Source organism: Cyanobium gracile UHCC 0139 (assembly GCF_034931325.1).
GTDB lineage: Bacteria > Cyanobacteriota > Cyanobacteriia > PCC-6307 > Cyanobiaceae > Cyanobium > Cyanobium gracile_B.
Window position 1 is genome coordinate 467,021 of record NZ_JAYGHX010000001.1, and the last position, 26,333, is coordinate 493,353.

The following is a 26,333-nucleotide window of genomic DNA, read 5'->3' on the forward strand; positions in this document are numbered from 1 at the left end:
CCGACCGCATGCAGACCTTGACGTCCCCCCAGCCCAGCGCCACCGGCGCCGCTGAACCGTTCCTGGTGATCGATGGGGTGAGCAAGGTCTACCCCACCCCCAATGGGCCGTACCCCGTGCTCGACAACATCAGCCTGGAGGTGGCCGAAGGGGAGTTCATCTGCGTCATCGGCCATTCCGGATGCGGAAAATCCACCCTGCTCGACCTGGTCTCCGGCTTCGGCCAGCCCACCAGCGGCGAGGTGCGACTGGAGTCGGTGCCGATCCGGGAACCCGGCCCTGACCGGATGGTGGTGTTCCAGAACTACTCGCTGCTGCCCTGGATGTCGGCCGCCGAGAACGTGGCCCTCGCGGTGAACACCGTGTTCCCCCACCTCAAACGCAATGGCGACGCCAGCCGGATCGTGGAGAGCCATCTGGCGATGGTGGGGCTGAGTGAGGCCGCCGACAAGAGACCCGCGAGCCTGTCGGGGGGTATGAAGCAGCGGGTCTCGATCGCCCGGGCCCTGGCGCTGCAGCCCAAGGTGCTGATCCTCGATGAGCCTTTCGGCGCCCTTGATCCGATCACCAAGGAGGAGTTGCAGGAGGAGCTGCTCAGGATCTGGCAGGAGCACAGGGTGACCGTGCTGATGATCACCCACTCCATCGATGAGGCCCTGTTTCTGGCCGACCGGGTGGTGATGATGACCAACGGCCCGGCGGCAACGATCGGCGAGATCCTCGAGCTGCCCTTCCCGCGTCCCCGCCAGCGGGCCCAGCTGATGGAGATGCCGGAGTACTACGACTATCGCAACCACGCCCTCGACTTCCTCTACCGCCGTTTCGCCCACGACGACCAGTGATCCACTGCTGAGCCTCCCTCCGCAAGGGCTCAGATCCCCGGGGCCTCCTCACAGGGACGCACGGTCACGGCGGCGGCCTTGAGTTCCGGCTGCTGGGAGATGGGACAGCCCAGGGCGTGCATCAGCCGGTTGGCCTCACAGGCCTGCTCCTGGGCCGCCCCCCAGTGCATGGGCAGGAACACCGTGCCCTGGCGGATGCGGTCGGTGACAAGCACCCGGGCCGTCACGGCGCCCCTGCGGGAACTCACCTCCGCCTGGCCGCCATCGACCAGTCCGTGGTCCCGGGCGTCGGCAGGATGGACCTCCAGCAGCGGCTGGCCGTGGGGTCGCAGCAACCGCTCGACCTGGCCCGTGCGGGTCATCGTGTGCCACTGCTCCAGATAGCGGCCCACGGTGAGCACCAGGGGGTAGTCGCCATCGGGGGGTTCCCCCAGGCCCATGGGCTGCTCGCTGATCAACCGGGCCCGGCCCGAGGCCGTGGGGAAGCGGCCGGAGGTGTGCAGGCGCGGGGCACCCCCTCCGGGCGGCGTGCCGACGGGGAAGGGCCATTGCTGGGGACCGTGCTCCTGCAGCAGCCCATGGCTGAGGCCGCTGAGATCGCACAACCGGCCGGCGGTGATCGCCGCGAACTCCGCGAACACCTCGGCCGAGGAGCCAAAGCGGAACTGCTCCTCGAAGCCCAGGCGCCGGCCCAATTCGGCGAAGATCGCCCAGTCCGGGCGGGCCTCCCCCGGAGGCGCGCGGAAGGCCGGGCACAGGGTGACCCGGCGCTCGGAATTGGTCATCACCCCGGCCTTTTCGCTCCACTGGGCCGCCGGCAGCACCAGGTGGGCGATGGCGGCGGTTTCGGTGCCGGCATAGGCCTCGCTGAGCACGACCATCGGGCAGCGGGCCACCGCGGCCCGCACCCGGTCGAGCCAGGGAAGGCTCACCAGCGGATTGGTGGCCGCCACCCACCAGAGCCCCAGGGCCCCCCGCTCCATCGCCTCGATCTGCTCCCACACGGTGAGACCCGAGGTCGGAGCGATGGTCCCCGGCCCCAGGCCCCAGTGCCGCTCGATCTCGGCGCGGTGGCCGGCGTCGGTGACGGAGCGGTAGCCCGGCAGCAGCCGAGCCAGGCCACCGGCCTCCCTGCCCCCCATCGCATTGGGCTGGCCGGTGAGGGAGAAGGGGCCCGCCCCGGGCCTGCCCAGCTGGCCGCTCACCAGATGCAGGTTGATGATCCCCGCCACGGTGGCGGTTCCCTCCACGCTCTGGTTCACCCCCATCGACCAGAGACTGACCACGCCCGTGCTGGCGGCCCAGCGGGCGGCCAGCTGGCGCAGTTGCTGCTCCTCGATGCCGCAGAACAGGCTCACCGTCTCGGGCGTCCAGCCTGACCAGAGCTCCGCGAGCGCCTCGAAGCCCTCGGTGGACGCCTCCACGTAGGCCCGGTTCACCCCGCCCTGCTCCAGCAGCAAGTGGCCGAGGCCGTGCAGCAGCGCCAGATCGGTGCCCGGCCGGATGGCCAGGTGCAGGTCGGCCGCGTCGCTGGTGGCGGTGGCGCGCGGATCCACCACCACGATCTGCAGGTCCTGCTTCTGCTTGCGCTTGCGCTTCAGCAGCCGCTGGAACAGCACCGGGTGGCACTCGGCCGTGTTGGTGCCGATCAGCAGCACCGTGTCGGCCTGATCGAGATCGTCGTAGCAGCAGGGGGGGCCGTCACTGCCGAAGCTGCGCATGTAGCCGGAGACGGCCGAACTCATGCACAGGCGCGAGTTGGCATCGAAGTTGTTGCTGCCCAGGGCCCCCTTGATGAGCTTGTTGGCCACGTAGTAGTCCTCGGTGAGGAACTGCCCGGAGCCATACATCGCGATCCCTTCGGGTCCCTGCGCGGCCAGGGTGCGGCGCACCCGTTCCTCCAGCAGGGCGAAGGCCCGCTCCCAGCCGATCGGCTCGAAGGGCTGGTCGGTGCGCGGCCGGTAGAGCGGGGTGGTGAGGCGGTTGCGGTGCAGGGTCTCCCCCACGGTGGCCCCCTTGACACACACCTGTCCCAGGGAGGAGGGGTGGTGGCGGTCGCCGCGGGCCGTCCAGACCGCCTCGCCGGCGGCCGTGGGTGCCGCAGGGGGCTTCATCTCCAGGCCGCAGCCCACGCCGCAGTAGGGGCACTGGGCCCGGGCAGGGCCGTCGGCGGGGAGGGGCGCGGGGGGGTGGCTCAAGGTGACGGCCGGACGGCAGGGATCGGGCGACGGGCCGCTGCCGGGCCGTTGCGAACCACCATCACCACCTTGGCCGGAAGGCCGAGCTTAAGTGAGCGGGCCGTCTCCATTGCGTGGGAGCCCAACCGTGACCACCCTCCAGCCCGAGCCCGCCGCCCGCCGCGAGGTGATCCTGATTCGCCATGGCGAGACGGAATGGAGCCTCTCGGGCCAGCACACCGGCAGCACCGACATCCCCCTCACCGCACAGGGGGAGGAGGCGGCCCGTGGCCTGGCGCCGCTGCTGGCGAGACACCCGTTCTCCCTGGTGCTGTGCAGCCCCCTGCAACGGGCCCGGCGCACCTGCGAACTGGCGGGACTGGGCGCTCAGGCCCGCCTCGAGCCCGATCTGGTCGAGTGGGACTACGGCGCCTACGAAGGTCTGACGACAACGGAGATCCAGGCGCAGCGCCCCGGCTGGATGGTCTTCCGCGACGGCTGTCCGGACGGGGAGAGTCCCGCCCAGGTGGGGGAACGGGTGGATCGGGTGATCGGCCGGCTGCGGCAGGAGGGCGGCCGGGTGGCCCTGGTCGCCCACGGCCATCTGCTGCGGGTGTTCGTGGCGCGCTGGATCGGTCTGACGCCCGGCCATGGCGCCCATTTCCTGCTCGACACCGCCACCCTCACAGTGCTCTCCGATTACCGGGGTCTGCCGGCGGTGCAGTGCTGGAACGCTCCCCTGGCCCCGGGCCCCTGAGGGCGGTCCATGTCGGATTCCTGACCCTCGCCCGGGCGGATCGCTGAATCACCTGCTTTTCCACGCAGGCAGGCGAAAGTTGAGGTCAGAGCCCCCTGCATGTGCCGGTCATGACCGCCTCGACCATGGCCCCGTTCGAGACCCATGCCCCTACGCCGGAGGACGAGCAAGAACTGTCGCTGATCGACGCCTGGTGGCGCGCCGCCAACTACCTGGCGGTGGGCATGATCTACCTGCGCAACAACCCGCTGCTGGCCCAGCCGCTGCGGCATGAGCACGTCAAGGCGCGGCTGCTGGGGCACTGGGGCTCCTCCCCCGGCCAGGCCTTCCTCTGGGCCCATGCCAACCGGGTGATCCGCCGCCACGACCTCGACATGATCTACCTGTCGGGGCCGGGTCACGGCGCCCCCGGCGTGCTCGGCCCCACTTACCTCGACGGCAGCTACAGCGAGGTCTACCCCGACAAGAGCCAGGACAGCGAGGGGATGCGCCGCTTCTTCAAGCAGTTCTCCTTCCCCGGCCACATCGGCAGCCACTGCACCCCGGAAACCCCCGGCTCGATCCACGAGGGCGGGGAGCTCGGCTATGTGCTCTCGCACGCCTGTGGGGCGGTGTTCGACAACCCCGACCTGATCGCCCTGGCCTGCGTCGGTGACGGCGAGGCCGAAACGGGCCCCCTGGCCACCTCCTGGCACATCAACAAGTTCCTCAACCCGATCGGCGACGGGGCGGTGCTGCCGGTGCTGCACCTGAACGGCTACAAGATCGCCAACCCCACCCTGCTGGCCCGCATCCCGCGCGAGGAACTGGCCAGCCTGATGCGCGGCTACGGCTGGGAGCCGCTCTTCGTCGAAGGCCACGAACCGATGGCCATGCACCGGGCCATGGCCGCCGCCATGGACCAGGCGATCGGCCGCATCCTGCAGATCCGCGCCGAGGCCCGCGCCAGCGGTGAAGCGGTCCGCCCCGCCTGGCCGATGATCGTGCTGCGCTCGCCCAAGGGCTGGACCGGGCCGGCCTCCCTGCACGGCAAGAAGCTGGAGGGGTTCTGGCGCTCCCACCAGGTGCCCCTGGCCGCGCCGAACACCGACCCCGAGGAACTGCTCCTGCTGGAGGAGTGGCTGCGCAGCTACCGGCCCTGGGAGCTGTTCGACGAGCACGGCACCCTGCGGCCGGAACTGCAGGCCCTCTCCCCGCAGGGACACCGGCGGATGGGCTCCAACCCCCATGCCAACGGCGGCCTGCTGCGCCGCAAGCTGCAGTTCCCCCCCCTGGAGAACTATGCGGTGGAGGTGGCGGCCCCCGGCACCACGGAGGTGGAGAACACCTACCCGCTCGGCGAGCTGCTGCGCGACATCATCCAGGCGAATCCCGTGTCGATGCGGGTGTTCGGCCCCGACGAAACCGCCTCCAACCGGCTGCAGGCCATCTACGAGGTGAGCAAGAAGGTGTGGATGGAGGAGTTCCTGCCGGAGGACCTCAACGGCAGCGAACTGGCCCGCAACGGGCGGGTGGTGGAGATGCTCAGCGAGCACACCCTGGTGGGAATGATGGAGGGCTACCTGCTCACCGGCCGCTACGGCTTCTTCCACACCTACGAGGCCTTCGCCCACGTGATCGCCTCGATGTTCAACCAGCACGCCAAATGGCTGGAATCCTGCCTGCTGCATGCCACCTGGCGGGCCCCGATCGGGCCCTGGAACTGCCTGATCTCCTCCACGGTGTGGCGGCAGGACCACAACGGGTTCACCCACCAGGACCCCGGCTTCATCGACCTGGCGGGCAACAAGAGCGGTGACGTGGTGCGGGTGTACCTGCCGGCCGATGCCAACTGCCTGCTGGCGGTGGCGGAGGAGGCCCTGCAGGAAACGAACGTCTGCAACATCATCGTCTCCGACAAGCAGAAGCACCTGCAGTACTTCACGCTGGAACAGGCCCGGCGCCATGTGGCCAAGGGGGTGAGCATCGTCGGCTGGGCCAGCAACGACGACTGTGGCACCACCCCCGATGAGCCGGATGTGGTGATGGCCTGCGCCGGCGACATCCCCACCAAGGAGACGCTGGCGGCGGTGGAGATCCTGCACCGGGAGATCCCCAGCCTGCGGATCCGGGTGATCAACGTGGTCAAGCTGTTCGCCCTCACCGAGCCCAACGAACATCCCCATGGCCTCAGCGACCGGGACTTCGACACCCTCTTCACCACGGACCGGCCGGTGATCTTCAACTTCCACGGCTATCCCTGGCTGATCCACCGCCTCACCTACCGCCGCACCAACCACGCCAACATCCATGTGCGCGGCTACAAGGAGAAGGGCAACATCAACACGCCCCTCGAGCTGGCGATGAACAACCAGATCGATCGCTTCAATCTGGTCATCGACGTCGTCAACCGGGTGCCCTTCCTGCGTTCCCGCGCCGCCCACGTCAAGGAGCGGATGCAAGACGCGATCCTCTCCCACCGGGCCTATGCCCACACCCACGGCACCGATGCCCCTGAGGTGACCGACTGGCGCTGGACGCCCCCGGCGGCCGAGCACGCATGATCTCGCCGGCCACGGCGACGCTGGCTGGCGAGGTGGCTGGCGAGGTGCTGGTGCTGAACGCCGGCAGCTCCAGCCTCAAGGTCTCCGTGCACAACCGCGCCGGGGACTGCCTCTGGAGGGAGCAGCGCAGCTGGAGCGTCGGTGCCGCGGAGGGGAGGGCCCCTGAGGAACGCCTGGAGGCGGTGCTGGACGCCTGGCTGCCCGGCGTCCTGGCCGGCCGGGTGGCGGGTCTGACCGTCGCCGGCCACCGGGTCGTCCATGGCGGGGAGCGGTTCACAGCCCCCGTCCGGCTCGATGCCGCGGTGCTCGCGGCCCTGGAGGAGCTGGTGCCCCTGGCTCCGTTGCACAACGGTCCGGCCCTGCGGGTGATGCGCTGGCTCAGCCGCTGGCAACCGGAAATCACGCAGTGGGCCTGCTTCGACACCGCCTTCCACGGCACCCTGCCGGAAGCCGCCCGCACCTACGCGATTCCGGCCCGCTGGCGCGCCGAAGGCCTGCGACGCTTCGGCTTCCACGGCCTCAACCACCAGCACGTGGCCGAAACCGTGGCCCGCCGGGGTGAAGACCTGCGGCTGATCAGTTGCCACCTCGGGGCCGGCTGTTCCCTCTGCGCCATCCGGGGGGGCCGCAGCATCGCCACCACCATGGGCTACACCCCCCTGGAAGGACTGGTGATGGCCACCCGCAGCGGCTCCGTCGACCCCGGCCTGCTGCTGCACCAGCTGCGCCGAGGGGTCACGGCCGAGGAACTCGACCACGCGCTGCAGCAGGACAGCGGCCTGCTGGGCCTCTCGGGACTCAGCGCTAGCATGAAGGATCTGCGCCAGGCCGCCGCCGAAGGCCACGCCGGTGCCCAGCTGGCAATTGATGTGTTCCGCCACCAGCTGCTCCAGGGCATCGGGGCCATGGCCGCCAGCCTTGGCGGGGTCGATGTGATCGCCCTCACCGGCGGCATCGGCGAGCACGATGGGGCCCTGAAGCGGGAACTGGAGGAGGCGCTCGGCTGGCTGGCGCCGTTCGAGATGCTGCAGATTCCGGCCGATGAGGAGGGCGTGATCGCCCGGCACTGCGGCGCGGCCGTGATCTGAGGGCTCAGGGGCGCCGCCAGGATTCGCGGTGCATCCAGCTGATCCAGTCGGCGGAGATCTGCTTGGGGCAGGCGGCCTCGCATTCCAGGTGGCTGCTGCAGCTGCCGAAACCCTCGCTGACCATCCGGTCCTGCATGGCGCGGGCACGGTCCCGGCGCTCCGGCTGGCCCTGGGGCAGCTGGCCCAGGTGCGCCAGCTTGGCGGCCACGAACAGGCTGGCGGAGGCGTTGCGGCAGCTGGCCACGCAGGCGCCGCAGCCGATGCAGGCAGCGGTGTCGAAGGCCTGGGCCGCCTGCTCCCGGCCGATCAGCAGGGCGTTGGCCTCCGGCGCGCTGCCGGTGTTGATCGAGCAGTAGCCGCCGCTGGCGATGATCCGATCGAAGGCGGAACGGTCCACGGCCAGGTCCTGCAGCACAGGGAAGGCCCTGGCGCGGAAGGGCTCCAGCGTCAGCGTGGCGCCGTCGCGGAACTGACGCAGGTAGAGCTGGCAGACGCTGGTGGCCCGCTGGGGCCCCTGGGCCTGGCCGTTGACAAGAAACCCACAGGATCCGCAGATGCCCTCGCGGCAGTCGTGCTCGAAGCCCACCGGCCGGCCCCCGGTGGCGATCAGCCGTTCGTTGAGCAGGTCGAGGGCTTCCAGCAGGGACAGGTCGGTGGACACCCCCTCCAGCCTGTGAGCCTCGAAGCCGCCGTGCTGGTGGGGACCGGCCTGGCGCCAGATCCTCAGGGTGAGGGAAACGGTTCTCATGGAAACGGCCATGGCCCGGGGCCGTTGGCGGGCCCCGGGCCACGCCGGGGACGGCCCCGATTCTGCCGCTCCGGCGGCAGGAATGTTGTCATTCCGCTTCATCCCCGCGGCAAAGGCCCCAGCGGCGAGGCGAAAGATGCAAGACTCAGGCAATTTTCAGAAATGGGGTTCCGGCGCCCCATGCCCGATCTGGTCCCTGCTGCCCCGTGATCGACCCGTGAATGACCCGTGACCGCCCTGTGAACGACCACCGAAAACTTGTCGTGGAACTTCGCCGGTCGATGGGGCGTCTTGAGGCGGCCCTTGGCACGATCAGCGATGCCCTGGTGATCACCAGCTGCGAGGGGCGAGTGCTGTGGTGCAACGCCAGCTATGCGCGGCTGGTGGACCGCACCCCCCCGGCGGTTCTGGGGGAATCGATCTACGACCAGCTACCCCGCGACTGCGACAGCGCCCCCCTGCTCAACCCGGAACTGGTGCAAGCCGGCGGCGACCTGGGGGGGCACTTCACCCGGGTGCTGAACCGCAGCGAGCTGCGGGCCATCGAGATCGAGTGGAAGCCCATCCGCAGCGAGCGGCTGCGGCCGCTGATCTTCTGCTTCCGGGATGTCAGCGCCCTGCTCTCCTACGAGCAGCTGCGCGTCGAGGCCGAGCGGATCGAGCGGCGACGCCAGCAGACCGAGAACCTCAACCGGGCCCTGGAACTGGAACGCCTCGCCCTGGCCACCAAGGTCATGGAGTGTCCGGTCACCGGTCTGCCCAACCGCCGCGGGCTGCACGTCAGCATTCGCGCCGCCCTCAAGACCCAGCGTCAGAACGGGGGCCGGATCAGCATCCTGTTCTGCGATCTCAACAGCTTCAAGGAGATCAACGATCTGCACGGCCATCAGATCGGCGATGACCTGCTGATCGAGATCGGCCGGCGGCTGCAGCGCTCCCTGCGCTTCGGTGACATTCTTTCTCGCCTCGGTGGCGATGAATTCGTGGTGCTCACGATGGGCATCTTCAATGAGGCTGATGCCCTGCAGCTGGCGATGCGTCTCAATGACACCGTCGGTCAGGCGTGGTCGGTGGAAGACCACACAATCCGCCCGTCGATGAGCATTGGTATCACCATCTCCGATGATCCGGACATCTCCGTCGACGAGTTGATCCGGCGGGCAGATCTGGCCATGTACGAGGCCAAGACCAACGACCAGCACATCTCTTTTTACCATCCCTCCATCGACAAGAAGGTCAGGAAGAACATCCATCTGCGCCATCAGCTGGAGGGCGCGATCCAGCACGAGACCATGTTTCTCGCCTATCAGCCGATCGTCGGGCTTGAGGATCGGACGGTGGTGGGGATGGAGGCGCTGCTGCGCCTCGGGGCGATCACGGCTCCGATCGCCACCCCCTCGGAATTCATCCCCCTCGCCGAGCGCACGGCCCTGATCCTGCCGATCGGCCGCTGGGTGATCAGCGAAGCCCTCCGGCGCCTCGCCGAGCTCCGCGCCAAGGGATCAGAGGTCACCATGGCGATCAATGTGAGTCCCCTGCAGCTCAAGGAAAGCGGCCTCAGCGACTACTTCCTCACCCAGGCGGAACGGGTCGGGGTGGATCCCAGCTGGACCGTGATCGAGGTGACCGAAAGCATCCTGATCGAACACCCTGAACTCGCCACCTCCGAGCTGAGCCGGTTACGGGAGGCCGGCGTCAAGGTGCATCTCGACGACTTCGGTACGGGATACTCCAGCATGTCCTGGCTGGCGCGACTGCCGATCGACTCGATCAAGGTCGACCGCAGTTTCATCGCCGACTTTCTCAACGACCACCGCAAGGCCGTGGTACTCGACGCCATGATCCGCCTCTCCCACGACCTGGGCCTCGGCCTGATCGCCGAGGGCATCGAGACCGCCGAGCAGCACGAAGGCCTGCTCGCCATGGGCTGCGACCAGGGCCAGGGGTTCTTCTTCGGCCGGCCCGAACCGCTCAGCCGTAGCTTCGCGGTCCCGGCACAACGGATCGGTAGGTGAGCGGCTCGCTGTGGCGCAGGGGGGTGGCGCCGGGGCGGTGCTCCCAGGCCGCGATGTGGGCGAAGCGCTCGTCGTCCCGCAGGGCTTCCCCGTCCGAAGTCTGATGCTCCTCGCGGAAGTGGGCGCCGCAGGATTCCTCCCGCGCCAGGGCATCCCGCAGCATCAGGTCCGCCAGGCCGAAGAAGTCTTCCAGCCGCAGGGCCTTCTCCAGCTCGCCGTCGAGGACACCGTCCTGGTCAGGGAGGCGCAGATCCCCGAGGAAGTCCTGGCGCAGGGCCTCCAGCTCGGCGAGCGCCGCCGTGAGGCGATCGGCGCGGCGGCTGATGCCGCAGGCGTCGATCATCAGGTGGCCCAGCCGGCGGTGGAAGACATCCACGGGCTGGGTTCCCCCCGTGCTTCGCAGGGCCCCGATGTGGGCCTCCACGGCCGCCACCGCCCCGCGGCAGGCCGGGTGATCCTCCGCCAGGGCGCCGGCACCGGCTCCGGCCAGCCAACCCGTCACCGTCGCCGGGGCAATGAAGTACCCGTCAGCCAGGGCCTGCATCAGGGCACTGGCCCCGAGCCGGTTGGCGCCATGCTCGGAGAAGTTGGCCTCCCCGAGCACGAACAGGCCGGGGACGGTGCTCATCAGGTGGTAGTCAACCCACAGACCGCCCATCGTGTAGTGGGGGGCGGGATAGATCCGCATCGGCGTGGCCCTGGGGTCGTCGCCGGTGATGCGCTCGTACATCTCCAGCAGGTTGCCGTAGCGGGCGTCGATCACCTCGGTGCCGTCCCGGGCGATGGCCCCGGCCAGATCGAGGTAGACGGAGCGACCGCCGGGTCCGACGCCCCGGCCCTGCAGGCAGAGCTCGCGGGCGCGGCGTGAGGCCAGATCCCGCGGCACCAGATTGCCGTACCTGGGGTACTGGCGCTCGAGGAAGTAGTCGCGCTCCGCTTCCGGAATCGCCGCCGGCGGCCGGTCGTCGCCGGGGCGCAGCGGCAGCCAGATCCGGCCGTCGTTGCGCAGGCTCTCGCTCATCAGGGTGAGCTTGCTCTGGTGGGCGTCGCCGCTGGGGATGCAGGTGGGGTGGATCTGGGTGAAGCAGGGGTTGGCGAACCAGGCTCCCCGCCGGTGGGCCTGCCAGATCGCCGTGGCGTTCGACTTCAGGGCATTGGTGGACAGGTAGAAGACGTTCGAATAGCCGCCGGTCGCCAGCAGCACCGCATCGGCGCTGAGCACCTCGAGCGCGCCGGTGAGCTGGTGGCGGCAGACCACCCCCCTGGCCCTGCCGTCCTCGACGATCAGGTCGAGCATGTCGCGGCGGCAGAGCAGCTCCACCCGCCCGGCGGCGACCTGGCGCAGCATCGCCTGGTAGGCGCCGTAGAGCAGCTGCTGGCCCGTCTGGCCCCGGGCATAGAAGGTGCGGCTCACCAGGGCGCCGCCGAAGCTGCGGTTGGCGAGGGTGCCGCCGTACTCCCGGGCGAAGGGCACCCCCTGGGCCACGCACTGGTCGATGATCGCGCCGCTGATCTCGGCCAGCCGGTGGCAGCCGGCTTCCCGGGCGCGGAAATCGCCGCCCTTCACCGTGTCGCGGAACAGGCGCTCGACGCTGTCGCCGTCGTTGGCGTAGTTGCGGGCGGCGTTGATGCCCCCCTGGGCCGCCACGGAGTGGGCCCTCCGGGGGCTGTCGTGGTACGTGAGCACCTGCACGTGGTAACCCTGCTCGGCCAGGCTGGCGGCCGCCGAGGCCCCCGCCAGGCCACTGCCCACCACCAGGATCCGCAGCCGCTGCTTGCGGTTGGGGCTGATCAGCGGCAGGCTCTCCCGGCACCGCTGCCAGGCGGTGGCGACGGGACCGTCGGGCAGGCGCGGATCCAGCAGCATCGGCGCGCTCATCCGCCGGCCGGGAGCGGAACCGCGGGCCGCAGCACCAGGGCGATCGGGACCAGGGTGAAGCCGGCCCCCAGCAGCAGGGCCAGGCCCCGGCCCCCCAGCCGCAGGGCGGCCGCATTGGCGGGCTCCAGCAGCCCCAGCCGGCGCACGGCGCTCTCGGTGCCGTGGATCAGGTGCAGCCCCGCCGCCACCCCGGCGGCCCCATAAAGGGCCAGGCACCAGGGCGACGCGAGCACCTCCAGCACGGCGACCAGCTCAGCCCCCGCCGCAGGGCGAGGCCAGCGCAGCTGGGCGAGGTGCAGGCAGAGAAACAGAAGCAGCAGCGACCCACTCCAGGGGATGGCCCGGCCCGCCAGGGCCGCCACGGGCTCCCACGGCCCCTGGCGGCGGCTGCGCAGGGGGCCGGCTGCCGGGCCGCGGGCCTGACGATTGACGTGGGCCCGATGCAGCGAGAGCAGCGGATGGGCCAGGGCAGCCGCCAGCAGGGCGACCTCCAGCCAGGGAAGCCAGCCCTGCTGGTGCAGGGAGGCGGCATAGCGCTCGAACGTCGGCGGATCCACCAGGGCCAGCAGCACGCCGCCGAGGTGGACGGCGAGGAACAGCACGAGCGCCAGCCCGGTGACGGCGATCCAGAATCCGACGATCATTCAGCTGCAGGTCAGCGCCCCTGGAGGCAAGGTGGCAGAAGGCATCGGGGCAATCGGCCGGGGCGGGGCAGTCGGCCGCAGGAAGCGAGGCGGGGCGCCGCCATGAAGCGGTCCGACCAGTCGCCCTTGGTGAGTGTCATCGTACCCAACTTCAACCACGGGGCCTTCCTGGGGGAGCGGCTGCGATCGATTCTCGACCAGACGTTTCAGGACTTCGAGCTGATCGTTCTCGATGACGCCTCCAGCGACGATTCCCTTGCGGTGATCCGGGAGCGGCTGCGGGCCCATCCCCACCGGCTGGTCTGCCATGCGGTCAACTCAGGCCAGCCCTGCGCACAATGGCTGCGCGGCATGGCGATGGCCACAGGTCGCTACATCTGGATCGCCGAATCCGATGACACCTGCGCGCCGCTGTTTCTCGAACGGATGGTGCGCCACCTCGAGGACGGCAGCGTGCTGGCGTACTGCCGCACCACCTCGATTGACGCGAAAGGCGATCCGATCGCCGACCAGAGTTTCTGGCCGGATCACATCGATCCCGAGCGCTGGCAGCGCTCCTTCACCCTCGAAGGGTCGCAGCTGTGCCGCACCTACATGGACCGGGGCAACGTCATCGCCAATGCCAGTGGCGTGGTGTTCCGCAAGCCCGATCCCGCGAGCCTGCGGGCCCTGGGCCCGCTGACCGCCGGCCGGCGCTGCACCGGCGACTGGCTGTTCTGGAGCCACTACCTGATGCGGATCGGTGGAACCGTGGCCTTCGACGCCGAGGCCCTCTCCGGCTTCCGCTGCCACGACAGGACCACCCGCAGCACCGCCAGCCGCAGCCAGGAACGACTCCGTTTCGCGGAGTACTCCTCCGCCATCGCCTCGGTGCTGCGGATCACCCGGCCGAAACCTGTCTGGCGCTGGCATGCCGTGGCCACCAGCGGCGGCTGGGACTGGATTCTCTACGAATATCTCTGGCGTTACCGGCCCTCGCTGGCGGAAAAGCTGCTGATCCGGATCCTGCACGGCCCCCTGCGTCTGGGGCTGTACGCGCGGCTGCTGCAGTCACCGCCGCTGCGTCGCCGCTACCTGCGCTGGCCCACCAACTGAGGCGACAGCACCGGGCCGGCCCGGGGGCCGCGACTATCGTTGACCCGGCAGCCCTGGGTGGTCATTGCGCGTCGCCTTTGCCCACTACAGCCAGGCGGATGACATCAGCGGCGTCACCACCTGGGTGCTGGGACTGGCCCGCCGACTGGCGGCTGATGGCGTCAGCGTCGCCATCCATTTCGTGATCGCCCCCGGCACCGGAGACCGGGAAGGGAGCGGGGAAGGGAGGGGCGAACCGGCGCTGTTCGCGACCCTCCGGCGTCAGGGCATCGAGGTGTTCGCCACGCCCAGGCGGGCCAGCCTCGCGGCGGACGCCCGGGACACCCTGGTCTTTCTGAACCACTGGCGGCCCACGGTGTTCCTGCCCCAGTGCAAGCCGGCCCACTACGCGGCGGCGGCCCAGGCCGGCCGCCGGGGGCTGCCCTGGGCGCTCACCCTGCATTCGGATGACCCCGACTACTGGGCCACCGTGGGGGCCTTCGGGGGGTCCCGCCAGGGCAGCGTCCTCGTCTGCGTGTCGCGCCACATCCGCGAGGCCTGCACCGCCCAGGGCATCGATCGGCCGGCGCGGGTGATTCCCTATGGGGTCCAGGTGCCGGCGACGGCGACGGACTTCCGCGCCGATCCCTTCCGGGTGGTGTTCAGCGGCAGGATCTGGGAGCACCAGAAGCGCGCCTCCCTGGTGATCCGGACGCTGATCCGGGCCTGCCGGTCGAAGGCGTCCATCCGCGCCACCCTGGTCGGCGATGGCTATGCCCGGGAGACCTGTGAACGGGAGGTGGCCGAGGCCGGCCTCGCCGCGGCGATCGGCTTCACCGGATCGCTCCCCCCCGAGCAGGTCAAGGCCCGGCTGCTCGACGCCCAGGCCATCCTGCTGATGTCCGACTTCGAGGGGCTGCCGATCGCCCTGCTGGAGGCGATGGCGGCCGGGGTGGTGCCCGTGGTGCGGCGCATCCCCAGCGGCATCCCCGAGCTGGTCGACGATGGACGCACCGGCCTGCTGGTGTCAGAGGATCCCGAGGAGGCCGCCGCCGCCCTGTTGCGGCTGGCCGACGATCCCGCCCTCTGGCGGCGCTGCTCGACGGCGTCGCGGGAGCTCGTCAGCAGCCACTACAACGCCGACGCCAGCTACCTGCTGTGGCGCCGGCTGCTGGAGGAGCTCGATCAGCAGGGCAGAGCCGCCCCGTCCAGCCCCTACCCGCTTCCGCTCGGAAGGATCGGTGGCCTGCGGGGGATCCCGCCCTCCTTCCATCAGGAGTACCGGGCCCCCCAGCCACGCTCGGCCGCCCTGCGGCAGGCCCTGCGCACGGCCGTCGCCAGGGCCAAGCACCGGATCAGGGGGATCCTGGACCGTCGACGGGGCGGGTGACCCCGGCATGGGAGGGTGCAGGGATCCCCGGCTCCCGGCCGTGCGACTCTCGCGCCCCTCCACCCTCCTCTGCGCCTTCCTGACGCTCCTGAACGACCGGCTGGGGGAGAGCATCGTCTTCCCGCTGCTGCCGTTCCTGCTCGCGGACTTCACCACCGACGGCCGCACCCTGGGCCTGCTGGCCGGCAGCTACGCCATCGCCCAGTTCACCTTCACCCCCCTGATCGGGGCCCTCAGCGACCGCTACGGCCGCAAGCCCGTGATCACCGCCTGCGTGGCCGGCTCGGTGCTGGGCCTGGGGATGTTCGCCCTCACCGTGGTGCTGCCCTGGAGCCGCGTCTGGCCCGAAGCCACCGCCGCCGGCCTGCCCCTGGCCCTGCTGTTCGCCGCCCGCCTGATCGATGGGGTGAGCGGCGGCACCGCCGCCACCGCCGCGGCCGTGCTGGCCGACATCTCGACGCCGGAACGGCGGGCCCGGGCCTTCGGCCTGATCGGCGTGGCCTTCGGCCTGGGGTTCATCCTCGGCCCGGCCCTGGGCGGCCTGCTGGGTCGCATCAACGTGAGCCTGCCGCTGCTGCTCGCTGTGGGCTTCGCCGCTCTGAACCTGGTGGTGGTGGTGACCCTGCTGCCGGAAACCCACCCGCCCCAGGCGCGGCTGCCCCTGCCCAGGGTCTGGGAGCTGCAGCCCTTCGGCCAGCTGCAACGGGTGTTCGCCGATCCGAGGGTGCGCCGCCTCTGTGCCGCCTTCTTCCTGTTCTTCCTGGGGTTCAGCGGGTTCACCGCCCTGCTGGTGCTGTACTTCAAGCAGGCCTTCGGCTGGGGCCCGGGCCTGTCGGCCGGCGCCTTCCTGGTGGTCGGCGTGGTGGCCACGGTGGTGCAGGGCGGCCTGATCGGTCCGCTGGTGCAACGGCTCGGAGAGTGGCGGCTCACCCAGATCGGCCTGGGCTGCGTCGTGGCGGGCTTCCTGCTGGTGCCCCTGGCAGATGGGGGCAACGCCGTGCCCCTGGTGTTCACGGCGGTGGCGATCCTGGCCCTGGGCACCGGCCTGGTGACCCCCAGCCTGCGCAGCCTGGTGTCGCGGCGCCTCGCCGACAGCGGCCAGGGTGCCGCCCTGGGCAGCCTGCAGGGACTGCAGAGCCTGGCCAGCTTCCTTGGTCCACCCCTGGCGGGGCTGGCCTACGAGACCATCGGCCGCCGCAGTCCGTTCTGGCTCGGGATTCTGCTGATGGCCGTCGTGGTGTGGCTTGTGGCGGCGGGATCCCACCGTCAAGCAGAGGCGACACCCTGACGGCGGGTTCGCCATTGCTACGTTGCCGTCTCTCATGCCCGCGGAGCCCCGCCGTATGTCGTCGCAGCCGGTCGTCGCTCCCGATCTCTACATCAACCGCGAACTGAGTTGGATCGACTTCAACCATCGGGTGCTGGCCCTGGCGCTCGATGAGCACACGCCGTTGCTGGAACAGGCCAAATTCAGCGCCATCTTCAGCAACAACCTCGACGAATTCTTCATGGTGCGGGTGGCCTCGCTGAAGTCCCAGCTGGAAGCGGGGGTCACCGGCCGCAGCGACGACGGCCGGACGCCCCAGGAGCAGCTGGAGGCGATCCAGACGAAACTGCGGCCCCTGCTGGAGATGCAGCAGCAGCACTACCGCCACTCCCTCAAGACCCATCTGGCCGAGTACGGGGTCCAGCTGCTCGACTACCTGCGCCTGAACGAGGCCCAGAAGGCCTGGGCCGACGACTACTTCCGCAAGGCGATCTTTCCGGTGCTCACCCCCCTGGCGGTGGACCCGGCCCACCCATTCCCGTTCCTGAGCAACCTGAGCCTCAACGTGGCGGCCCTGATCCGCGACCCGGACACGGGCCGCCAGCAGTTCGCCCGGGTGAAGGTGCCGCAGAAGATCCTGCCGCGCTTCGTGCCGATCCCCACCGAGCTGAGCGGCGTGGTGCCCACACCGGGCTACACGGCGGTGCCGCTGGAGCAGCTGGTGGCCTTCAACCTGCGCTGGCTGTTCCCCGGCATGACCATTGAGGGGCATTACTTCTTCCGGATCACCCGGGACGCCGACCTGGAACTGCGGGACCTGGAGGCCGACGACCTGATGGAGGCCCTGCAGGAGGGCCTGCGCAAGCGCCGGGTGGGTGGCGAGGTGGTGCGGGTGGAGGTGGCCGACGAGATGCCCGAAGAGGTGGTGCACCTGCTGATGGAGGGCACCGACGTGGAGCCGGCGGACGTCTACCGCACCAACGGCCCCCTGGGCCTGGACGATCTGATGAGCCTGATGGCGATCCCCCTCAGCCAGCTGCGGGACGCTCCCCACAAGGGACGGACGGCGCCGGCCCTGGTGCGGGCCCAGCGCAGCCAGCTGGAGGACGGTTCGATCAAGCAGGAGGAGTTCGAGAGCATCTTCTCGGTGTTGCGGCGCGGCGATGTGCTGCTGCACCATCCCTTCGACCTCTTCTCCACCTCGGTGGAGGAATTCCTCAGCCAGGCCGCCGCCGATGCCTCGGTGCTGGCCATCAAGATGACCCTCTACCGCACGTCGAAGGATTCGCCGGTGGTGGCCTCCCTGATCCGTGCCGCCGAGAACGGCAAGCAGGTGATGGCGCTGGTGGAGCTCAAGGCCCGCTTCGACGAGGACAACAACATCCAGTGGGCCCGCCAGCTGGAGCGTTCCGGGGTGCATGTCGTGTACGGGGTGCTCGGACTCAAGACCCACACGAAGGTGCTGCTGGTGGTGCGGCGGGAGAAGGGATCGCTGCGCAGCTACGTGCACATCGGCACCGGCAACTACAACTCCAAGACCTCCTCGCTCTACACCGACGTCGGATTGCTGACGGCGCGGGAGGATTTCGGCCAGGATCTGGTGGAACTGTTCAACTACCTGACCGGATTCTCCAAGCAGCAGAGTTTCCGTAAGTTGCTGGTGGCACCCGTCACCCTGCGCAAGGGCATGGAGGGATTGATCCGGCGGGAGATCGACCATGCCAAGGCCGGTCGCGGCGGACACATCAAGGCCAAGATGAATGCCCTGGTCGATCCGGCGATCATCGCCCTGCTCTACGAAGCCTCAGCCGCCGGGGTGCGGATCGAGCTGATCATCCGCGGGATGTGCTGCCTGCGGCCGGGGGTCGAAGGGGTCAGCGAGGGCATCACGGTGGTGAGTGTCATCGGTCGCTTCCTTGAGCATTCGCGGCTGTTCTGGTTCGCCAATGACGGCCATCCGGAGATGTTCTTCGGCAGCGCCGACTGGATGCCCCGCAACCTCGACCGACGGGTCGAGGCGGTGGCGCCGATCGAGGACCCGCGTCTGCAGCAGCAGATCGAGGCCTTGCTTGAGCTTTACCTCACCGATACGGGCGCCTGGCACATGCACAGCGATGGACACTTTGCACAGCGTCAGCACTCCGGCGAGCCAAAACTGACCCAGAGCCTGCTGATGGAACGCTGGCGCGGCGGCCTCGTTCCAGAGGCCAAAGCGTAGCCATCACGACATAAGCTACATCTCTCAGACAAAATACATACAATCCACCGCCGGATCCGGGTTTCAACCATCCTGCGGTGCTACATTCCGGCAAAATTCATTCGGGAGCCTGGGGTGATGGGGACACCTCTGCATTCCGCCCTCTCGCTGCTGAAGAGCAGTGCAGACGGGGCTTCGTCCAGCAGGACGAAATCCAGCGGCGGTTCAGCCAGTTCCAAGCCAACAGCCACAGCCAAGACCACGGCCCGCCAGGGGGGGCGTATCAGCGCCGACTCCATCGGTTGGTATCTCAGCACAATTGGCCGTGTGCCTCTTCTCACACCGGCTGAGGAAATTGAACTTGCCCACCACGTCCAGGCCGGCAAGAAGCTCCAGGCCCTCGTCGACGGTGAGCTCACGGCTCGCCAGAGGCGCCAGCTCCGCATGGGTCAGCGGGCCCGCGACCGCATGATGGCCGCCAATCTGCGGCTGGTGGTGAGCGTCGCCAAGAAATATCAGAATCAGGGTCTCGAACTGCTTGATCTGGTCCAGGAAGGGGCGATCGGCCTGGAGCGGGCCGTCGACAAGTTCGACCCCGCCATGGGCTACAAGTTCTCCACCTATGCCTACTGGTGGATCCGCCAGGGCATGACGCGCGCCATCGATAACAGCGCCCGCACGATTCGCCTGCCGATTCACATCAGCGAGAAGCTCTCGAAGATGCGACGCATCACCCGCGAGCTCTCCCACCGGCTCGGGCGCCAGCCCAACCGTCTTGAGCTGGCCCATGCCATGGGCATGCAGCCGGAGGAGCTCGAGGAACTGATGACCCAGAGCGCCCCGTGCGCCTCCCTCGACGCCCATGCCCGGGGGGAGGAGGATCGCAGCACCCTGGGCGAGCTGATCGCGGATCCGGCCAGCAACGAGCACTTCGACTCGATGGACCGCCATCTGCAGAAGGAGCACCTCGGCGCCTGGCTCTCCCAGCTGAACGAACGGGAACAGAAGATCCTGCGGTTGCGCTTCGGCCTCGAGGGCGCCGAGCCGCTCACCCTCGCCGAGATCGGCCGTCAGATCAACGTCTCCCGCGAACGGGTGCGGCAGCTGGAGGCCAAGGCGATCATGAAGCTGCGCCTGATGAGCAACCTCCACCAGGCCGCCTGACCCGAGCTTCCCTGCTGGCGTTGGTCCTTTCACCGGAGCATGACGACCTGGCCCGGCTGACCGGTGTGCTGGCCGTGGGCCTTTGGCTGGCCCTGCTGAGCGCCGGAGCCCTGCTGCTGCGCCGCCGCTGGCCCGCCCAGCGGGAATGGAGCCGCAAGCTGGTGCACATCGGCGCCGGGCCGGTCGTGCTGATCGCCTGGGCCTTCGGAGTCGAGCGGCTGATCGCCGTGCCCGCCGCCGCCGCCATCACCCTGCTGGCCGCCCTCAACCACCGAGTGAAGGTGCTGCCGGCGATCGAGGACGTGGAACGGCACAGCTACGGCACGGTCGCCTATGGCGCCTCGATCACCGTGCTGCTGTGGCTCTGGTGGCCCGCCCACCCCGACACGGTGGCGGCAGGGGCGCTGGTGATGGCGTTCGGCGACGGCCTGGCCGGTCTGCTGGGCCCGCTGATCCCGTCGCCGAGCTGGACGGTGTTCGGCGAGCGCCGCTCCCTGGCGGGCACCGCCGCCATGGGGATCGCCAGCCTGGCCGTCCTGCTGACCCTGGGGCTGCTGGGCGGTGGCCCGACGCCGGCCTCGATCGTCCTGATCGCCCTGGTGGCAACGGGGCTGGAGCAATGGGCCCTGCTGGGCATCGACAACATCAGCGTGCCCCTGGCGGTGGCCGGGCTGTGGCGGGTGCTGAGCTGATGGGACCGATCGAGCGGATCCTGGTCGGCCTGGCCCTGGTGGCGGTCCTGCTGGCCCTGAGGCTGGTCACCCGCCGCTTCCAGCTGCCACCGCCGCCGCTGCTGCTGCCGCTGGTGGCGGTGCTGCTGTGGTGCGTCCTGGGCGGCGCCACCCGACCGGCCGGGGTGCAGTGGCTCGGCGCCGTCGACGAGCTGGCCACCGCCTACGCGCTCATCGCCCTGGGGGGCTGGCTGGCCCTGGAGTGCCCGGAGGCCCTGGGCTGGTGGCGGCCCACCGCCAAGATCCTGCGCGACCTGCTGATGCTGGGCCTGTCGGCCCTGGCCACGGTGCTGGTGCTGCAGCGTCTAGCCAACCTCAACCTGGTGGGTCTGCTGACCACCTCGGCGGTGCTCACCGCCGTGATCGGCCTGGCGGCCCAGGAATCGCTCAAGGACCTGTTCGCCGGCATCGAGCTGCAGCTGGATCCCCCCTTCCGGGAAGGGGACTGGATCAGCGTCAGCGAGGAGAGCGGCACGGTGGAATCCCTGCACCTGATGAGCACCCGTCTGCGCCGCAAGGACGGCTCGACCGTGAACCTGCCCAACAACACGGTGGCGGACAACCCGATGCGGCGCTTCAGCCAGCACGAGCCGGTGGGGAACCGCTTCGAGGTCGCCCTCGGCTACGAGATCCCGCCGGCCCGGGCCCGCCGGCTGCTGCTGCGGGTGATGGTGGACAACCCCCTGGTGCTGAACGATCCACCGCCGGAGGTGCTGGTCAGCGCCTACGAGGACTCCTGGATCCGCTACGAGCTGCAGGCCGCCCAGCGGGGGCCTTCGGAGGGGGACCGGCTGCGGCTGCGCAGCGAGCTGCTGGAGCAGATCTGGTACGCCCTGGAGCGGCAGGGCTGGGAGCTGCCCTATCCGGTCAGGGAGCTGAAGCGGCGCCAGCCCCAGCGGGATCCGGCCCACCCCACCGGCGTGGACGCCTCGCTGACGGCGCAGCTGCTGCGGCGCAGCTGGCTGTTCGCCCAGCTGGATCCCGAGCAGGTGGATCGGCTGGCCGGTTCGGTGCGCTGCCTGCGCTTCGGCTCCGGCGAAACGATCGTGGGGGAAGGGGAGGAGGGCGAGGCCCTGTTCCAGGTGGTGGATGGCGAGGTGGAGGTGTTCAAGGCCGACGGCTCGCCCCTGGGACGCTCGGTGGTGGTGCTGGGCCGGGATCAGATCTTCGGGGAGATGACGGTCTGCACCGGCGAACCCCGCACGGCCACGGTGCGCTCACGGGGGGAATGTGTGCTGCTGGAGGTGGAGCGGGACGACTTCATGCCCCTGGTGGAGGACGATGCCGGGGTGCTGGAGGCGCTGGCGGCGATCGTGGGCCAGCGGCGCTCCGAACTGGAGAAACTCTCCTCGCCGGATGCGGCCCGCCGCCAGACCTCGATCCTGGAGCGCATGCGGCAGCTGTTCGGCCTCGAGGGCGACTGAGGGGCGCCCCAGCAGCTCAGGCCCGCAGGAGCTGCTCGCAGCGGAGCTCCCAGTCGCGCTGGGTGCCGATGCCCGCCACCAGCACCCGCTCGGCCGGTTCCTCCCGCAGCCGCAGCTGCCACTGGCGGATCACATCGGCCCGCTCCATCCAGACATCGATCACCAGGCGCTGGATGGCCTCACCGTCCCAGCAGCGGCCCCGGGCCGTGTCCAAGGCCCAGCCCAGCAGGTCGTCCAGCTGGAAGGGGCGGAAGCCGCCGTAGATCGGGCCGGGGGCCGGGGTGCCACCGGCGGGGGCGGCGGCCGATTTCTGTTCGAGATAGAAGAGCTGCAAGGGGTCGGACAACCCGCAGAACTGCAGGAGATAGGTCATCAGCGGCCCACCACGATCTTGCTGGTCCCAAACGTACCCAGGGCGCACCAGTCAGCTGTTCACCAGGAACACTCTGTTGCAGAAGATGGAATCAGCACTCTCACCTTCAGAGTGCTGATTCTGCTGCCTGGGAGAAGACCGGAGCCCCCTCAGGCCAGGGCCAGGCTGCGGGCCTGGGTCTGTCGCACGGCTTCGGCCAGCTCGACGAGCAGATCCAGGGTGGTGGCCAGATCGATGCAGGCATCGGTGATGCTCTGGCCGTAGGTGAGCGAGGCCAGGTCGGCGGAAATCTTCTGATTTCCTTCCACCAGATGGCTCTCCAGCATTACCCCCATCACGTGGACGGAACCGCCCCGCACCTGCTCGGCGACCTGGCGCAGCACCTCCCCCTGGCGGCGGTAGTCCTTGTTGGAGTTGCCGTGGCTGCAGTCCACCATCAGCCGGGCCGGCAGGCCGTCCCGGGCCAGCAGGGCCGCCGCGGCCTCCACAGCCTCGGCGTGGTAGTTGGGGCCGCTCTTGCCGCCGCGCAGCACCAGGTGGCCGTCCGGGTTGCCGGTGGTGGACACGATGGCGGCCTGGCCCTCCTTGTTGATGCCCAGGAAATGGTGGGGCCGGGCGGCGGCCTCCATGGCATTGATGGCGGTGGCGGCGCTGCCGTCGGTGCCGTTCTTGAAGCCGATCGGCATCGACAGGCCTGAGGCCATCTCCCGGTGGGTCTGGCTCTCGGTGGTGCGGGCGCCGATCGCGGTCCAGCTGATCAGGTCGGCAAGGTACTGGGGCACCACCGGATCAAGCACCTCGGTGGCCGCCGGCAGACCCATCTCCGCCAGGTGCAGCAGCAGGGAGCGGGCCCGGCGCAGGCCGGTGTTGATGTCGTAGCTGCCGTCGAGGTGGGGGTCGTTGATCATCCCCTTCCAGCCCACGGTGGTGCGGGGCTTCTCGAAGTAGACCCGCATCACGATCTCCAGCTCGTCCCGGTGGCGGCGCTGGGCCTGGGCGATGGCCTCGGCGTACTCCCGGGCGGCGGCCACGTCGTGGACCGAGCAGGGGCCGACGATCACCAGCAGGCGCTGGTCGCCGGCGTGCAGGATGGCCTTGATGCGCTCCCGGGCCTGCTGCACGGTGCGGGCCGCCTGCTCGGAGAGGGGCAGTTCCCGGTGCAGCACCGCCGGCGGCACCAGCGGCCGGGTTTCCACCACATGGAGATCGGAGGTGGGGATCATGCGGCCGACGGCGGGGAATGGTCAGACCCACAAGCCTACGAACTGACGGCGCCGATGCCAGCGCCGACTTCTGCAGCCGTCGTCACCAGAGGGCGGACCCGCGGGGAAGAACAATGGACGGGATGCCCATGCGGTCCTGCGTCCATATGTCCGTCTCCCCGAGCCCCGCCCCCCTGTCCCCCGCCGAACTGCTGCCCAGCTACCGCGAGGCCGCCGCCGCCCGCGAGGCCCTGGGCGTGCCGCCCCTGCCGCTCACCGCCCCCCAGGCCCAGGCCCTCACCGAGCTGCTGGAGCAGCCGCCCGCCGGCGAGGAGGCCTTCCTGCTGCACCTTCTCAGCGACCGGATTCCGCCGGGGGTGGATGAGGCCGCCTACGTGAAGGCCGGCTGGCTGAGTGGGATCGCCAAGGGAACGGCCACGAGCCCCCTGGTGAGCCCCCTGGAGGCCACCCGGCTTCTGGCCACCATGATCGGCGGCTACAACGTCGGCGCCCTGATCGCGCTGCTCTCCTGCCCGCAGGCGGACGTCGCCGAGGAGGCTGCCCGGGGGCTGAGCCGCACCCTGCTCGTGTACGACGCCTTCCACGACGTGCTGGAGCTGGCCGAGACCAACCCCCTGGCCCGCCAGGTGGTGGACAGCTGGGCGGCGGCGGAATGGTTCCACGCCCGGCCGCCCCTGCCGGAGGCGATCACCGTCACGGTATTCAAGGTGCCGGGGGAAACCAACACCGACGACCTCTCGCCGGCCACCCACGCCACCACCCGCCCCGACATCCCCCTGCATGCGATGGCGATGCTGGAGACGCGGATGCCCGAGGGGCTCGGCCTGATCGCCGAATTGAAGGCCAAGGGCCACCCGCTGGCCTATGTGGGCGATGTGGTGGGCACGGGCAGCTCGCGCAAATCGGCGATCAACTCCGTGCTCTGGCACATCGGCACCGACATTCCCCATGTGCCCAACAAGCGCAGCGGCGGGGTGGTGCTGGGCAGCAAGATCGCGCCGATCTTCTTCAACACCGCCGAGGATTCCGGCGCCCTGCCGATCGAGTGCGACGTGAGCGGGCTCAACAGCGGCGACGTGATCACGATCCGGCCCCACGCCGGCACGATCGAGCGGGCCGCCGGCGAGCCGGGGGCCGGGGAGGTGCTGGCCCGCTTCGAGCTCAAGCCCAGCACCATCGCCGACGAGGTGCGGGCCGGCGGTCGCATCCCCCTGCTGATCGGCCGCTCCCTCACCGACAAGGTGCGCCTGCAGCTGGGCCTGCCCCCGTCGGAGGCCTTCATCCGGCCGGTGGCCCCGGTCGACACGGGCAAGGGCTTCACCCTGGCCCAGAAGATGGTGGGCAAGGCCTGCGGCCTGGCGGGGGTGCGTCCGGGCACGAGCTGCGAACCGCTGATGACCAGCGTCGGCAGCCAGGACACCACCGGGCCGATGACCCGCGACGAGATGAAGGAGCTGGCCTGCCTGGGCTTCTCCGCCGATCTGGTGATGCAGAGCTTCTGCCACACCGCCGCCTACCCCAAGCCGGTGGATCTGAAGACCCACGCCGAGCTGCCCGACTTCATCAGCTCCCGGGGCGGCGTCGCCCTGCGCCCCGGCGACGGCATCATCCACAGCTGGCTGAACCGCCTGCTGCTGCCGGACACGGTGGGCACCGGCGGTGACAGCCACACCCGCTTTCCCCTCGGCATCTCCTTCCCGGCCGGCTCGGGCCTGGTGGCCTTCGCCGCCGCCATCGGCGCCATGCCCCTCGACATGCCCGAGTCGGTGCTGGTGCGCTTCTCCGGTTCCCTGCAGCCCGGCGTCACCCTGCGGGACGTGGTCAACGCCATTCCCTACGTGGCCATCCAGCAGGGCCTGCTGACGGTGGAGAAGGCCGGCAAGAAGAACATCTTCAGCGGCCGGATCATGGAGATCGAAGGGCTCCCCGACCTCAAACTGGAGCAGGCGTTTGAACTGACGGACGCCACCGCCGAACGCTCCTGTGCCGGCAGCACGATCAAGCTGAGCGTCGAGACGGTGAGCGAGTACCTGCGCAGCAATGTGGCGCTGATGCGCAACATGATCGCCCGGGGCTACAGCGATGCCCGTACCCTGGCGCGGCGGATCAAGGCGATGGAAGCCTGGCTGGCCGATCCGGTGCTGATGGAGGCCGACGCCGACGCCGAGTACGCGGCGGTGATCGACATCAACCTGGACGAACTGAGCGAACCGATCCTGGCCTGCCCCAACGATCCCGACAACGTCAAGCTGCTGAGCGAGGTGGCCGGCGACCGGATCGATGAGGTGTTCATCGGCTCCTGCATGACCAACATCGGCCACTACCGCGCCGCAGCCACGGTGATGGACGGGGCCGGCACCAGCGCGGCCCGGCTGTGGGTCTGCCCGCCCACCCGCATGGATGACGAGATGCTGCGGGCCGAGGGCTACACCGCCAAGTTCGAGACCGCCGGCGCCCGCATGGAGCTGCCCGGCTGCTCGCTCTGCATGGGCAACCAGGCCCGGGTGGAGGACAACACCACCGTCTTCTCCACCAGCACCCGCAACTTCAACAACCGCCTCGGCAACGGCGCCCAGGTGTACCTGGGCAGCGCCGAACTGGCGGCGGTGTGCGCCCTGCTGGGCCGCATCCCCAGCCCGGCCGAATACCTGGAGATCGCGGCGGCCAAGATCGATCCCCTCTCCGACCAGCTCTACCGCTACCTCAACTTCGACCAGATCGATGGCTTCGAGGATGTGGGACGGGTGGTGAGCGTGGAGGAGGAGGAGAAGGTGCTGGCGGAGGTGTAGAGGGGCGG

General features: G+C 69.7%; 19 protein-coding genes. 13 read left to right on the forward strand and 6 right to left on the reverse strand.

Going from position 1 to position 26,333, the window contains the following annotated elements; all coding sequences use genetic code 11:
* Positions 1-8: 8 nt before the first annotated feature.
* Entirely contained in the window at positions 9-842 is an 834-nt protein-coding gene (locus VB738_RS02305) for a nitrate ABC transporter ATP-binding protein (protein WP_323304203.1), read from the forward strand.
* Between the two features lie 29 nt (positions 843-871).
* Here the strand turns inward: VB738_RS02305 and VB738_RS02310 are convergent, their stop codons facing one another.
* Complete coding sequence (locus tag VB738_RS02310; RefSeq protein WP_323304204.1) at positions 872-3,040, reverse strand: nitrate reductase; 2,169 nt, start codon at positions 3,038-3,040, stop codon at positions 872-874.
* A gap of 127 nt (positions 3,041-3,167) precedes the next feature.
* On the opposite strand from VB738_RS02310, the gene VB738_RS02315 reads away from it, so the two are divergent.
* The 3 genes from VB738_RS02315 to VB738_RS02325 all read left to right on the forward strand — a co-directional run bounded on the left by VB738_RS02315 (position 3,168) and on the right by VB738_RS02325 (position 7,407).
* The gene (locus VB738_RS02315; RefSeq protein WP_323304205.1) at positions 3,168-3,776 is read left to right on the forward strand and encodes a histidine phosphatase family protein; all 609 of its coding nucleotides are present in this window, start codon (positions 3,168-3,170) and stop codon (positions 3,774-3,776) included.
* 110 nt (positions 3,777-3,886) lie between these two features.
* Positions 3,887-6,319, forward strand: a complete 2,433-nt coding sequence (locus tag VB738_RS02320; RefSeq protein WP_323304206.1) for a phosphoketolase family protein — start codon at positions 3,887-3,889, stop codon at positions 6,317-6,319.
* On the forward strand, positions 6,316-7,407 hold the full coding sequence (locus tag VB738_RS02325) for an acetate kinase (RefSeq protein WP_323304207.1): 1,092 nt from the start codon (positions 6,316-6,318) through the stop codon (positions 7,405-7,407). Before VB738_RS02320 ends, VB738_RS02325 begins: the two co-directional genes overlap by 4 nt.
* 4 nt (positions 7,408-7,411) lie before the next feature.
* Here the strand turns inward: VB738_RS02325 and VB738_RS02330 are convergent, their stop codons facing one another.
* Entirely contained in the window at positions 7,412-8,155 is a 744-nt protein-coding gene (locus VB738_RS02330; protein ID WP_323304208.1) for a succinate dehydrogenase/fumarate reductase iron-sulfur subunit, read from the reverse strand.
* A 221-nt stretch (positions 8,156-8,376) separates the two neighbouring features.
* Between VB738_RS02330 and VB738_RS02335 the strand changes: the two genes are divergently transcribed.
* Positions 8,377-10,170: a putative bifunctional diguanylate cyclase/phosphodiesterase gene (locus VB738_RS02335; protein WP_323304209.1), complete on the forward strand. Its 1,794-nt coding sequence runs from the start codon at positions 8,377-8,379 to the stop codon at positions 10,168-10,170.
* Here VB738_RS02335 and VB738_RS02340 read toward each other — a convergent pair.
* Both VB738_RS02340 and VB738_RS02345 read right to left on the reverse strand, forming a co-directional pair.
* Positions 10,127-12,037, reverse strand: coding sequence for a fumarate reductase/succinate dehydrogenase flavoprotein subunit (locus VB738_RS02340; RefSeq protein ID WP_323304210.1), 1,911 nt, complete (start codon positions 12,035-12,037; stop codon positions 10,127-10,129). The genes VB738_RS02335 and VB738_RS02340 overlap by 44 nt on opposite strands.
* Before the next feature lie 8 nt (positions 12,038-12,045).
* On the reverse strand, positions 12,046-12,693 hold the full coding sequence (locus tag VB738_RS02345) for a succinate dehydrogenase (RefSeq protein ID WP_323304211.1): 648 nt from the start codon (positions 12,691-12,693) through the stop codon (positions 12,046-12,048).
* Between the two features lie 102 nt (positions 12,694-12,795).
* Between VB738_RS02345 and VB738_RS02350 the strand changes: the two genes are divergently transcribed.
* The 7 genes from VB738_RS02350 to VB738_RS02380 all read left to right on the forward strand — a co-directional run bounded on the left by VB738_RS02350 (position 12,796) and on the right by VB738_RS02380 (position 21,940).
* A complete protein-coding gene (locus VB738_RS02350) occupies positions 12,796-13,788 on the forward strand; it encodes a glycosyltransferase family 2 protein (protein ID WP_323304212.1) in 993 nt (330 codons plus the stop codon).
* 64 nt (positions 13,789-13,852) lie between these two features.
* The gene (locus VB738_RS02355) at positions 13,853-15,157 is read left to right on the forward strand and encodes a glycosyltransferase family 4 protein (protein WP_323304213.1); all 1,305 of its coding nucleotides are present in this window, start codon (positions 13,853-13,855) and stop codon (positions 15,155-15,157) included.
* Positions 15,158-15,164: 7 nt separating this feature from the next.
* A complete protein-coding gene (locus VB738_RS02360) occupies positions 15,165-16,445 on the forward strand; it encodes an MFS transporter (protein WP_323304214.1) in 1,281 nt (426 codons plus the stop codon).
* Positions 16,446-16,500: 55 nt separating this feature from the next.
* Positions 16,501-18,642: a polyphosphate kinase 1 gene (ppk1, locus tag VB738_RS02365; protein WP_323304215.1), complete on the forward strand. Its 2,142-nt coding sequence runs from the start codon at positions 16,501-16,503 to the stop codon at positions 18,640-18,642.
* A 117-nt stretch (positions 18,643-18,759) separates the two neighbouring features.
* The gene (locus VB738_RS02370) at positions 18,760-19,785 is read left to right on the forward strand and encodes a sigma-70 family RNA polymerase sigma factor (protein WP_323304216.1); all 1,026 of its coding nucleotides are present in this window, start codon (positions 18,760-18,762) and stop codon (positions 19,783-19,785) included.
* 20 nt (positions 19,786-19,805) lie between these two features.
* Entirely contained in the window at positions 19,806-20,477 is a 672-nt protein-coding gene (locus VB738_RS02375; RefSeq protein WP_323304217.1) for a dolichol kinase, read from the forward strand.
* Complete coding sequence (locus VB738_RS02380) at positions 20,477-21,940, forward strand: mechanosensitive ion channel family protein (RefSeq protein ID WP_323304218.1); 1,464 nt, start codon at positions 20,477-20,479, stop codon at positions 21,938-21,940. The genes VB738_RS02375 and VB738_RS02380 overlap by 1 nt, the downstream gene beginning before the upstream one ends.
* A 16-nt stretch (positions 21,941-21,956) precedes the next feature.
* Here VB738_RS02380 and VB738_RS02385 read toward each other — a convergent pair whose 3' ends face one another.
* The gene (locus tag VB738_RS02385; RefSeq protein ID WP_106219721.1) at positions 21,957-22,313 is read right to left on the reverse strand and encodes a hypothetical protein; all 357 of its coding nucleotides are present in this window, start codon (positions 22,311-22,313) and stop codon (positions 21,957-21,959) included.
* 149 nt (positions 22,314-22,462) lie between these two features.
* Complete coding sequence (locus VB738_RS02390) at positions 22,463-23,536, reverse strand: 3-deoxy-7-phosphoheptulonate synthase (RefSeq protein WP_323304219.1); 1,074 nt, start codon at positions 23,534-23,536, stop codon at positions 22,463-22,465.
* Between the two features lie 146 nt (positions 23,537-23,682).
* On the opposite strand from VB738_RS02390, the gene acnB reads away from it, so the two are divergent.
* Entirely contained in the window at positions 23,683-26,325 is a 2,643-nt protein-coding gene (gene acnB / locus VB738_RS02395) for a bifunctional aconitate hydratase 2/2-methylisocitrate dehydratase (protein WP_323304220.1), read from the forward strand.
* The last annotated feature ends 8 nt before the right edge of the window (positions 26,326-26,333 follow it).

Coding starts and splice junctions, on each gene's coding strand:
- VB738_RS02370 (WP_323304216.1), top strand. CDS start 18,760: ATGGGGACACCTCTGCATTCCGCCCTCTCGCTGCTGAAGAGCAGTGCA.
- VB738_RS02380 (WP_323304218.1), top strand. CDS start 20,477: ATGGGACCGATCGAGCGGATCCTGGTCGGCCTGGCCCTGGTGGCGGTC.
- VB738_RS02320 (WP_323304206.1), top strand. CDS start 3,887: ATGACCGCCTCGACCATGGCCCCGTTCGAGACCCATGCCCCTACGCCG.
- VB738_RS02305 (WP_323304203.1), top strand. CDS start 9: ATGCAGACCTTGACGTCCCCCCAGCCCAGCGCCACCGGCGCCGCTGAA.
- VB738_RS02390 (WP_323304219.1), bottom strand. CDS start 23,536: ATGATCCCCACCTCCGATCTCCATGTGGTGGAAACCCGGCCGCTGGTG.
- VB738_RS02350 (WP_323304212.1), top strand. CDS start 12,796: ATGAAGCGGTCCGACCAGTCGCCCTTGGTGAGTGTCATCGTACCCAAC.
- VB738_RS02340 (WP_323304210.1), bottom strand. CDS start 12,037: ATGCTGCTGGATCCGCGCCTGCCCGACGGTCCCGTCGCCACCGCCTGG.
- VB738_RS02385 (WP_106219721.1), bottom strand. CDS start 22,313: ATGACCTATCTCCTGCAGTTCTGCGGGTTGTCCGACCCCTTGCAGCTC.
- ppk1 (WP_323304215.1), top strand. CDS start 16,501: ATGTCGTCGCAGCCGGTCGTCGCTCCCGATCTCTACATCAACCGCGAA.
- VB738_RS02325 (WP_323304207.1), top strand. CDS start 6,316: ATGATCTCGCCGGCCACGGCGACGCTGGCTGGCGAGGTGGCTGGCGAG.
- VB738_RS02345 (WP_323304211.1), bottom strand. CDS start 12,693: ATGATCGTCGGATTCTGGATCGCCGTCACCGGGCTGGCGCTCGTGCTG.
- acnB (WP_323304220.1), top strand. CDS start 23,683: ATGTCCGTCTCCCCGAGCCCCGCCCCCCTGTCCCCCGCCGAACTGCTG.
- VB738_RS02360 (WP_323304214.1), top strand. CDS start 15,165: ATGGGAGGGTGCAGGGATCCCCGGCTCCCGGCCGTGCGACTCTCGCGC.
- VB738_RS02335 (WP_323304209.1), top strand. CDS start 8,377: ATGACCCGTGACCGCCCTGTGAACGACCACCGAAAACTTGTCGTGGAA.
- VB738_RS02330 (WP_323304208.1), bottom strand. CDS start 8,155: ATGAGAACCGTTTCCCTCACCCTGAGGATCTGGCGCCAGGCCGGTCCC.